Genomic DNA, 9,975 nt, shown 5'->3' on the forward strand with positions numbered 1-9,975 from the left:
AATAACTTCCTACCTTTCAAGCCGATTTTTGTAAACCTACGCGGAATGAAGTTAAAAGGCATTGTCCCCAGAACGTGGAGGAGATTGAAGCGGATATTGCTGGTCCTGTTTGTCACACAATTTGTATATATCATCCTCTTACGATGGGTCAATCCACCGATCACCCTGACGATGTTATCCAGCTGGTTCAGCCTCTGGGGCACTGATAAACATCTGCAAAAATCCTGGGTAAGCTACGATGAAATATCCCAACATGCCAAACTGGCCGTCATCGCCAGTGAGGACCAACTATTCCCCGACCATGACGGCTTCGATTACAAGTCCATCGAAAAAGCCATGAAACACAATGAAACCAGCAAAAAGATAAGAGGAGCCAGCACTATCAGTCAGCAGGTAGCGAAAAACGTATTCCTCTGGCAGGGCCGCAGCTGGGTTCGCAAAGGATTGGAAGTATACTTCACCTTTATGATCGAGAAAATCTGGGGGAAACAACGTATCCTGGAAATGTACCTGAATGTGGCCCAGATGGGCGATGGCATCTTCGGCATAGAAGCGGCCTCCCAGGCTTACTACAAAAAAAAGGCCGCCAGTCTGAACCGGGAAGAAGCCGCTATGATAGCTGCCTGTCTTCCTAACCCGGTTAAATACACCGTAAATCCGCCAGCCCAAATCACCGCCTGGCGTCAGCGGAAAATCCTGGTACAAATGCGCAACCTGGCGCCGGACCCGGATATTATAGAACTCGTTTCGGGCGTAAAAAAGACTGTTGATAAAGAAACTACTCCGCCAGCAACCGGTTCACAGCCTCAATAGCCAGCGCTTCCCGCTGCTCATAACTACCTCGTATATCCGTCCAGGTTACCCCTGACTGCATCACGATATCGCGGTATACCTGGTAAAAATAAGTGCGCATATGGGGATCGGGATACTCGCGCTGAGGATCTTCTTCCCACGGTAAATCAACATAGGTAAGCAGATAATGATCACATTCCTGGGCCGCAATGGCAGTAAGGATACGGGGATCGCATTCCTGGTATTTATGCTCGCTCCATACTTTAATCACATACAGATCGGTATCGCATACCAGCAGCCCGTTTGCTTTGGCCGCCATTTTCTGTTCCAGCCGCTGCTGGCCTTCGGCAATTGAAAGCAGATCGGGTTGTTCATAGGCCCGCCCCAGTCCGTCCAGGTATTCCCGGGCATACTCGGGTGTCCAGACGGTATTAAAATGCGCAGCCAGCTTGGCGCTGAGCGTACTTTTGCCTGTAGACTCAGGCCCTATGACTACTACTTTTTTCATGAATGGGAAATTTCCTGTTCCAGCACGGCCTTACGCCAGCTGAAATAGCCGAAGACAGCAATGATAAATAAAAAGATGGTCAGCAGCGCGGTGAGGTAAAGGTGTTTGTAAAACAACAAAGGCACCGCTACAAAATTGGAGATATTGAGCAATATCCAGTTTTCCATCTTACGTTTGGCGAGCAACCACATACCCCCGCAGGCCATGGCGGAAATAAAGGCGTCCATGACAGGCACATTGGAATCGGAGAAATTCACCAGCAGCACATAAAAGACAGCCCATCCTGCCAGGGCGATGAAGATCGCCGTAGTCAGCTCCCGGGGGCTGCTACGGCTGATCTTCACGGCAGGTTGGGCCGGGCCCTGACGGGCCCAGTATATCCATCCATAAACACTCATCACCAGGTAATAAGCGTTGAGCGTGGCATCTGCATACAGTTTAAAATGCTCCCTTGACAGGAGATAGGTATAAATACCGGTACTGACAATACCGGTGGGATATACCAGTATGTTGTTTTTTTTCTGGAAGATGACCGACAATACTGCAAACAGCACAGCTATCGCTTCCAGCCAGGTCATGCCATGCAAACCGTTTTGCAGTCCGGTGATGAATTCATTCATACAACAAATGTAAATGGATTATTTTTTCCGGGTACCGATCAGTGTTCCGGATACATCCCAGAAACTTTGGCTGGTACCTGCCGGAGCGCCTTGCGGAATCGCCACTTTGATAGTGTGCTGTCCCGGTCCGAGATCCGGCAGGGAAATGAATACCGGCGAAGTAAGCGTACCGGGGCACCAGTTGGAACGGCTCAGATCTGAAGAAGACAATCCGTTACCAAAATTACCGGATGCCGGATTAGACAGGCGGTAAGTGCCGCAGTCTGTACGCCAGGGAATAAAATGATATACCCTTTTGCCATCGGCAAAAATTTCATTCTGTTTCGGGTTGAACTCATCGCCGCCACCCCAGCCACCATGGCCGGTAGTAATGTAACGCAGCTGCAGGTTTTTAATCCCTTCAGGAATGTTGACGGTTACGGTCAGGGAATCCTTATCAAAAAGGGTAGGATATTCCTGTCCGGCCATTTCCATGAGATTAGTGGTATTAAACAGCGGGTAACTCCAGTTGGGTTTATTGCTGTTCTCATCTTCATCATCACCCGGGTAATATTTAAAGCGCAGGCTTACCTTATGACCGCCCTTGTCATAGTTACCGATATACACACCCAGCCATACTTCGCCCTGTAAGCGGTGTTGCAGCTCCGTGATATCCTGTTTATACAATACCGAATCAGCCCAGTGGTATCCTTTTATTTTCACCTGGTCGTTGAAGTGATGCACGCCGAAAGGAGTGAAGAAGCGGAGGACTTCCAGCGCAGGCAGGTAGTTGTCGGTAGCCACCATGCCCTGATACTGTTTACCGTTTTTCGCGGTAAATACCGGCAATGCACCGGCGCCTTTGCGGAGACCATCCAGGAAGGAAGCGGCTTTGTCGGTAGGCACCATAAACACGGAACCGGTGCGGTCGTACGCGTCGCCATTGGAATACTGTACCAGTTCAGCGAACATGGTTTCGCCCTTTTTAGGAGCCGGCAGTTTCACTTTTTTAAGGATTACGGTGCCACCGGCGTAGCGGTAGGTAACACCGGTTTGTTCGGCTGCCGGATTGTTGATCGTATTTCCCCAGCTGATCTGCTCCTGGTCAAAAACCGGCAGCGTGGTATAACGGCTCTCTATCACTTCCCGCATATAGGCGGCATCATCTACCTGTTGACCCATTTGTACCGGCCACGCCAGTTCTGCCGGAGTAATTTTACGGTAGTCGATTTTTTTAGCGATGGTTTCGCTGTTGCCGTTACGGACTATTTTCAGCACCAGTCCCAGTCCCGGCGTGATGGTCAGGTTAGGTGTGCCTTTGAGGGCCATTTGTTTGGTATACCACACTTCAATGGTGTTGGAGCGGATAAAGAGCTTTGCTTTCTGGCAAACGATGCCGAGGATGGTGTCTGTACCGGGTAACAGTTCCGGCTGTACGTATTCTCCGAAGGGTTTCTTTAACGTATAGATGTTCCCGTTAGGAGTGCCAAGCACCTGGTAGGTGGCGTTTTCGGCCTGGTCCAGGTATTGTTGTTCTTTAGCTGCCGGTCCGCCCGGAACGATGTGCGCCCTGTTATGATCGATGAACAGTTGAAGGCTGTTGCCCACCTCTTTTCCGTTGCTGCGCATGCCGTAGGTAATAACGGCGGCGGCACTGTCGATGTTTTTTTTCTTCTGTGCCAATACCGGCTGGGCGGAGATAGCCATGCCGGTCAACAAAACCAGTAATCCTTTCATTGTCGCTATATCTATCTTAAAAAATAAAAAAGCACAGCCACTAAGACTGTGCTTTCATTTAACACTATCATTCACTCAACTATGGCTTATTCGGCTTCTGCCACCACTTCTTTCACTTCCGGGATCATACGCTTCATCATGCCTTCGATACCGGCTTTCAGCGTAATCATGGAAGAGGGGCAGCCAGAGCAGGAACCTTGCAGCATCAATGTTACAGTGCCAGCTTCGTAGTTTTTGAACTGAATGGCGCCGCCATCCATTTCTACGGCTGGTTTCACATAGTTTTCCAGCAGTTCCTTGATCCTTTTTACCACATCGCTGTCATCAGCGCTCACGGTGTTGCTGGCAGTATCTTTGGTTACTACCACTTCATCTTCGTTGATAACAGGGCGGTTATCCTCCAGGTACTCCTTCAGGAAGGATTTGATGGTAGGAATTATATCGTTCCAGTCTGTTTCGCTGGTTTTGGTAAGCGTAATGAAGTTGGCCATAATGAACACGCCCCTGATGAAAGGGAAGCTGAACAATTCTATCGCCAAAGGAGATGGTTTAGCACTGGCCTCATCCGGAAAATCGATGCTTTTACCTGGATACAACAGTTTGTTGGCTACAAACTTCATTGTTTCCGGGTTAGGCGTCATTTCCGTATATATGCTGATGATCGGATTTCCTGTTTTAATCATTTTATCCTAATTTACCTGACAAAGGTAGCACTTTCCGGGCAGAATTTCAGCCCGGGAAAAGCGAAACCTCATCGAATTTTACAATAACGTTATAAGCGGCAGCAATATCCTCCCTAACGCCGTCCCCTACATCAAATTAAAAATTAAGGTCATGTTATTGAAAGAATTATCTCCCAAAATTCTGGCTGCACTCAACCAACAGGTAGAAATGGAAGCCGCCTCCTCCCAGTATTATCTCGCCATGGCTTCCTGGGCCGAGGTCCAGGGCTATAACGGCACAGCCCAGTTTCTCTACCGCCATTCCGACGAAGAGCGGATACATATGCTGAAACTACTGAAATACATCAACGAAAGAGGCGCTCATGGCCTGGTGCCGGCACTAAAGCAGCCTGACCATCAATTCAAAAACATACAGGCCGTTTTTGAGCTGGTATTTAAACATGAACTGGCAGTATCCAAGGAAATCAATAACCTGGTAGATCTCTGTCTGCATGAGAAAGACTACGCCACACACAACTTCATGCAATGGTATGTAACCGAACAAATCGAGGAAGAACGGATGGCCCGGCATATCCTCGATAAACTGAAACTCATCGGGGAAGACAAGGGCGGTCTCTATATCTTCGACCGCGACCTGGCCACCCTGGATACGGCCGACAAGTACTGATATTAATAAATTTTACATTTATTTTTTTCCGGCGGCTTAGTACTTTTGCAGCATATGCAGACAATCAAAACGCTGAAAGCACGCAAAAGGATAGCCCTCATCGCACACGACCACAAAAAGGCCGAGCTGATTGAATGGGCTACCTACAACAAAACGGTACTGAGCCGCCATGAACTGTATGCTACCGGCACCACCGGCAAACTGATCGAGGAAGCCCTCGACGTTTCTGTGCGGAAACTGCTGAGCGGTCCGCTTGGCGGCGACCAACAGATAGGCGCCCTCGTTGCCGAAGGAGCACTGGATGTGATCATCTTCTTCTGGGACCCCATGGAAGCCTTGCCGCATGATCCGGATATCAAAGCCCTGCTGCGCCTGGGCGTTGTATGGAACATCCCTGTGGCCTGTAACCGCGCTTCTGCCGACTTCCTGCTGACATCACCGCTGATGCACCAGGACTATGAAGTGATCCTCCCTGACTATTCCCAGTATCTCCGGCGGAAAGTCTAGTCCTGCCTTTAAATTCCCCGTTTTTACGCCCTGCGGCTATGCTGCACGCGGAAATTTCCGTACTTTAATAAAAAAGCTTCGGGAATGAGATCCTTATTGTCCATTTTATTAACCATCCTTACTTTCCACGTCCAGAGCCACGCACAGGACAGTAGCAAAGTTTCACAAGATTCCACCACCAACGCACAACTCATTGCCACCACCCGGCTGCTACGGGAAAGCGACTCGCTCATCAAAGCAGATGCCGCCGCCAAAGCCGCACTGGAAGAGCAAATCCTGCAACTCAGCAATAGCAATAACCAGCGGAAAAAAGAACTGGAACAAAAACTGGCGGATATCATACAGACCGACTCCCTGAAAAAAGCACGTCAACTGGAACGTATCAACCAGATGAAAGCCATCTCACAAGGCATACCGATAGCGCCTTTCGGCGATACGCTCTTTCGCGTATACTATAAACTGGGCCCTTTTAAACCCATTGAACGCGCCGCCAGCATCACTAAAAAGCTACAGCTGATCGAAAAAGATCCGTTCTTTTCCCCGGACTCTATCCGGGTAACGCCCAACGAAAACACGGTAGACATAGTATACAACGACCTGATTGTCCAAACCATCACTGATGACGATGCCCTTTGGCTGAACCAGGACAAGGCACAGGTGGCCAACGACTATGCCGCTATCATCCGTAAAGCAATACAACAACAGAAGGCACAGCACAGCATGCAATACATCCTGGTGCGCCTCGGCTGGCTGGCATTGATACTGGCCGTTTTGAGCATTATCATCTTCGGTATTAACCGCCTGTTCAAGTCTCTCAGGAAAAGGCTCATCCGGGAAAAAGACCGTTACCTGAAAGGAGTAAAAGTGAAAAACTATGCCCTGCTCAACCAGCAAAAACAACTGGGCATTATTTATAGCACCCTCGGTGTGGCGCGTATTGTATTGATCCTGCTGGTATTGTACCTCACGTTGCCCCTTGTTTTTGGTATATTTCCCTGGACGAAAGGCATTGCCGATAAATTGATTGAGTGGACCTTATCACCTGTAAAAGCCATCCTGACGGGTATATTCAGTTATCTGCCCAAACTATTGACCATCATCGTGATATATGTAGTCACCCGGCTGCTGGTAAGGCTGGTCAATTATCTCGCCAGTGAAATCGCCAGCGGCAACCTGAAAATCAATGGTTTTTATACAGACTGGGCTTTGCCAACAGCCAGTGGTATCAAGTTCCTGCTGTATGCTTTTATGTTTGTGGTGATCTTCCCTTATCTGCCCGGGTCAGACTCCAAAATATTCCAGGGCGTGTCCGTTTTCCTGGGCATCCTTTTTTCTTTGGGCTCTTCCTCTGCTATTTCCAATGTAGTAGCCGGTTTCGTGATCACTTACATGCGGCCTTTTAAAATCGGCGACCGTATCAGGCTGGGGGAAATTACCGGCGATGTCATAGAAAAAAACCTGCTGGTAACGCGGCTGCGCACTGTCAAAAATGAAGAAATCACCGTGCCCAATGCCAGTATACTCAATGGTCATACCGTCAATTTTACTTCTTCCAGTAAAGATCTGGGCCTGATACTGCATACCACCGTCACCATTGGTTATGATGTTCCTTGGAGACAGGTGCATGAGCTGCTGATCCGTGCCGCCCTCGCCACAGATGGTCTCCAGAAAGACCGGAAGCCGTTTGTATTACAGAAAGCGCTCAACGACTTTTCCGTGGCCTATGAAATCAATGCCTATACGGAATCATCGCACCAGATGGGCGAAATCTATTCCCGGCTGAATCAACACATCCAGGATATATTTAACGAAGCGGGCGTGGAAATCATGTCGCCGCAATATCATGCCCATCGCGACGGAAATGGCACCACCACACCCCGTTCCTACATGCCCGATAATTACGAGCCGCCCGCCTTTAAAATAAAAGTGGACCATAAGCCATAAGAATCATATAATTAGCAAGAAAACAGGCTTCCTTTTTGCTATTTTCGCATCTTACGGTTTAAAGTAAGGCAGATGTTGAAGCAAATATTAGCTGGTGTGGCCCTTTGTGTAGGCCTCACGCAACAGGCATGGGCACAGTTGCCGCCCAAAAGGGAAATGCGCGGGGTATGGATCGCTACAGTGGAAAATATTGACTGGCCTTCCAAACGGGGACTTCCTACAGAACAACAGAAACAGGAGTTTATCGATTTGCTCAACCAAATGCAGCGTAATGGCATGAATGCCGTTGTAGCCCAGGTACGTCCCGCTACCGATGCGTTCTACAACTCACCCTATGAGCCATGGTCCGAATACCTGACCGGCGTACAGGGACAAGCGCCTAATCCGTATTACGACCCGCTGCAGTTTATGATCGAAGAAACACATAAACGGGGCATGGAATTTCACGCCTGGTTCAACCCTTACAGGGCTGTGTTTAATGCAACCCGCAGCAGTGTTGCCGCCAATCATATTACCCGCCTGAAACCACAATGGTTCCTCACCTACGACAATAAAAAATATTTCGATCCGGGTATCCCCGAAGTGCGGGATTATGTGACCATGATTGTTCGTGACGTGGTAAAAAGATATGACATCGATGCGGTACACTTTGATGACTACTTTTATCCCTACCGCGTACCCGGTAAAGAATTTCCGGACAACGTTTCCTACCGCCTGTATGGTCATGGAATAATGAAGGACGACTGGCGCCGGTCCAACGTAGACGCCATTATCGAAATGCTGAGTGTGGCCATCAAAGCAGAAAAGCCCTGGGTGAAATTTGGTATCAGTCCCTTTGGTGTATGGCGCGACCGTAGCAAGGACCCCGAAGGCTCCTACACCCGCGGTGGCATGACCAACTACGACGACCTCTACGCCGATATTCTGAAATGGCTGAAGAAAGGCTGGATAGATTATGCCGCTCCGCAACTATACTGGGAACGCGGTCACCGCCTGGCAGACTATGAAGTATTACTCAACTGGTGGAGCCAGCATGGCTATGGCCGGCAGATTTTTATCGGTCACGGCGTATACCGTCTCGGCAGCAACCCTGCCTGGAAAAACCCCAGAGAACTGCCTATGCAAATTGAGGAAGCCCGGACACTCAATACCATCCAGGGCAGCATCTTTTATAGCGCCAAATCTTTCCGTGGCAACCCGCTGGGTATAGAAGATTCTCTCCGTAATCATTATTATAAATACCCGGCCTTGCGTCCGGTGATGTCCTGGCTGCCCAATACCACGCCGGACCCTCCCTATTTCATTGACGCCTTCGAAAGGCCCGGTGGATTGGAAATTCACTGGACCGACGACGATACCAGCGGTCGCACCAAACAATATGTATTGTATCGTTTTGAAGCTCATGAGCCTATTAACGCTGCCGACCCTACGAAAATCCTGGCGATCTTGCCACAGACATCCGATCCTGAATACAAAGACCGGACTTATGTAAAAGGGAAGACCTACACCTATGTAGTCACCGCGCTGGACCGGCTTCAGAACGAAAGCCTACTGAGTGAACCGCTACGGATGGAAATTAAAAACGGAAAGACGACTTTTATTTTTGAACCTTAGTGATACCGGGACCAGGCGCATTTATCTTATGATTCATGCGCCTGGTCTCCGCAATAGCATGACATAAATATCGATTAGTAGATCTCCACTGTTCATGTGCCATCACCGGCTTTTCCCATCGATAATCCAAACACCTTTCCATTTACTAAATTCTGAAGGTGTCACCTGATATTTTGCAAAATTTCCATCATGAACGGAAAGCAGGTCATTTTCAACATAATTCAGGAACCTCTCCTGGTCCTGAGGAGAAATGTTTGTCACGGCTGTTGCTATTATATGTTTTGCATTTTCCGGATCCACTGCATCTTTAATTATTTCAGAGATAACGGCGGCAATCTCTTTCCGATACTGCATTCTAAATTTATCCGGCTGGCCAATCTCCTTGACCACCGCCGCATAACGGTTGGCCGAACGCTTGTAAATCTTCTTGATCTGGTATTCCCAGTTGCCTCCACAATACCCTGACTGATCAAATCTGCTAAGCGCCTTTTTAAGGTACTGAGGCTAATAGTAATCTCCCCGGTCTTAAATATATCTTCAATAGCTGCGCCTTCCCGAAATTTCTTTAAAACAGCTATTATTTGTTGTATTGCGTTATCGGTTCGCATCTTTTAATCTTTTTTGAGGTCATTCACGATGTTTTAGCTCAATAATAATCCAATCGTTAAAGCTCAAAACCGTCCTTTAAGCTCAAAAATATTAATTAAAGCTCAACCCTCCATTCATTAAGCTCAATTGCTCCCATTAAGCTCAAATTGCCCCTGACGAATTCCATTACCTGATAACATTCTTTTCCGGCCGCTGCCGGTAATCCCCACCCGCACAGCAGTCATTTTTCCATAAATTCTAACAATAAGGGACATATTTTTATTTTTTTCTAAATTTTTGGCGTCTATCAAAAATTTATATAAAAAATACAGCATT

General features: G+C 48.2%; 10 protein-coding genes. 5 read left to right on the forward strand and 5 right to left on the reverse strand.

Annotation, left to right across the window (positions count from 1 at the left end; all coding sequences use genetic code 11):
- Positions 1 to 45 precede the first annotated feature (45 nt).
- Positions 46 to 813 (forward strand): monofunctional biosynthetic peptidoglycan transglycosylase, encoded by a 768-nt coding sequence (mtgA, locus tag ICL07_RS14750; RefSeq protein WP_188088654.1) that lies wholly within the window; start codon positions 46 to 48, stop codon positions 811 to 813.
- On the opposite strand, the gene ICL07_RS14755 is transcribed toward mtgA, so the two are convergent.
- From ICL07_RS14755 to ICL07_RS14770, 4 genes are all read right to left on the reverse strand, one after another.
- The gene (locus tag ICL07_RS14755) at positions 779 to 1,300 is read right to left on the reverse strand and encodes an AAA family ATPase (protein WP_188088655.1); all 522 of its coding nucleotides are present in this window, start codon (positions 1,298 to 1,300) and stop codon (positions 779 to 781) included. The genes mtgA and ICL07_RS14755 overlap by 35 nt on opposite strands.
- Entirely contained in the window at positions 1,297 to 1,920 is a 624-nt protein-coding gene (gene pnuC, locus ICL07_RS14760) for a nicotinamide riboside transporter PnuC (protein ID WP_188088656.1), read from the reverse strand. Before pnuC ends, ICL07_RS14755 begins: the two co-directional genes overlap by 4 nt.
- A gap of 18 nt (positions 1,921 to 1,938) precedes the next feature.
- Positions 1,939 to 3,636: a PNGase F N-terminal domain-containing protein gene (locus ICL07_RS14765; protein ID WP_188088657.1), complete on the reverse strand. Its 1,698-nt coding sequence runs from the start codon at positions 3,634 to 3,636 to the stop codon at positions 1,939 to 1,941.
- An 86-nt stretch (positions 3,637 to 3,722) separates the two neighbouring features.
- The gene (locus tag ICL07_RS14770; RefSeq protein WP_188088658.1) at positions 3,723 to 4,319 is read right to left on the reverse strand and encodes a NifU family protein; all 597 of its coding nucleotides are present in this window, start codon (positions 4,317 to 4,319) and stop codon (positions 3,723 to 3,725) included.
- Positions 4,320 to 4,470: 151 nt separating this feature from the next.
- On the opposite strand from ICL07_RS14770, the gene ICL07_RS14775 reads away from it, so the two are divergent.
- The 4 genes from ICL07_RS14775 (at position 4,471) to ICL07_RS14790 (ending at position 9,051) form a co-directional block, all read left to right on the forward strand.
- On the forward strand, positions 4,471 to 4,986 hold the full coding sequence (locus tag ICL07_RS14775; RefSeq protein WP_188088659.1) for a ferritin: 516 nt from the start codon (positions 4,471 to 4,473) through the stop codon (positions 4,984 to 4,986).
- Positions 4,987 to 5,040: 54 nt separating this feature from the next.
- Positions 5,041 to 5,493 (forward strand): methylglyoxal synthase, encoded by a 453-nt coding sequence (locus ICL07_RS14780; RefSeq protein WP_188088660.1) that lies wholly within the window; start codon positions 5,041 to 5,043, stop codon positions 5,491 to 5,493.
- Positions 5,494 to 5,577: 84 nt separating this feature from the next.
- Complete coding sequence (locus ICL07_RS14785) at positions 5,578 to 7,437, forward strand: mechanosensitive ion channel family protein (RefSeq protein ID WP_188088661.1); 1,860 nt, start codon at positions 5,578 to 5,580, stop codon at positions 7,435 to 7,437.
- Between the two features lie 72 nt (positions 7,438 to 7,509).
- A complete protein-coding gene (locus ICL07_RS14790) occupies positions 7,510 to 9,051 on the forward strand; it encodes a glycoside hydrolase family 10-like protein (RefSeq protein ID WP_188088662.1) in 1,542 nt (513 codons plus the stop codon).
- 102 nt (positions 9,052 to 9,153) lie between these two features.
- Here the strand turns inward: ICL07_RS14790 and ICL07_RS14795 are convergent, their stop codons facing one another.
- A complete protein-coding gene (locus ICL07_RS14795) occupies positions 9,154 to 9,441 on the reverse strand; it encodes a hypothetical protein (RefSeq protein WP_188088663.1) in 288 nt (95 codons plus the stop codon).
- Positions 9,442 to 9,975 lie beyond the last annotated feature (534 nt).

It is taken from the genome of Chitinophaga qingshengii (genome assembly GCF_014529935.1).
Classification (GTDB): Bacteria; Bacteroidota; Bacteroidia; order Chitinophagales; family Chitinophagaceae; genus Chitinophaga; species Chitinophaga qingshengii.

What these genes read in the sequence shown, in the direction of transcription:
- mtgA (WP_188088654.1), top strand. Translation starts at nt 46, where the DNA reads ATGAAGTTAAAAGGCATTGTCCCCAGAACGTGGAGGAGATTGAAGCGG.
- ICL07_RS14755 (WP_188088655.1), bottom strand. Translation starts at nt 1,300, where the DNA reads ATGAAAAAAGTAGTAGTCATAGGGCCTGAGTCTACAGGCAAAAGTACG.
- pnuC (WP_188088656.1), bottom strand. Translation starts at nt 1,920, where the DNA reads ATGAATGAATTCATCACCGGACTGCAAAACGGTTTGCATGGCATGACC.
- ICL07_RS14765 (WP_188088657.1), bottom strand. Translation starts at nt 3,636, where the DNA reads ATGAAAGGATTACTGGTTTTGTTGACCGGCATGGCTATCTCCGCCCAG.
- ICL07_RS14770 (WP_188088658.1), bottom strand. Translation starts at nt 4,319, where the DNA reads ATGATTAAAACAGGAAATCCGATCATCAGCATATATACGGAAATGACG.
- ICL07_RS14775 (WP_188088659.1), top strand. Translation starts at nt 4,471, where the DNA reads ATGTTATTGAAAGAATTATCTCCCAAAATTCTGGCTGCACTCAACCAA.
- ICL07_RS14780 (WP_188088660.1), top strand. Translation starts at nt 5,041, where the DNA reads ATGCAGACAATCAAAACGCTGAAAGCACGCAAAAGGATAGCCCTCATC.
- ICL07_RS14785 (WP_188088661.1), top strand. Translation starts at nt 5,578, where the DNA reads ATGAGATCCTTATTGTCCATTTTATTAACCATCCTTACTTTCCACGTC.
- ICL07_RS14790 (WP_188088662.1), top strand. Translation starts at nt 7,510, where the DNA reads ATGTTGAAGCAAATATTAGCTGGTGTGGCCCTTTGTGTAGGCCTCACG.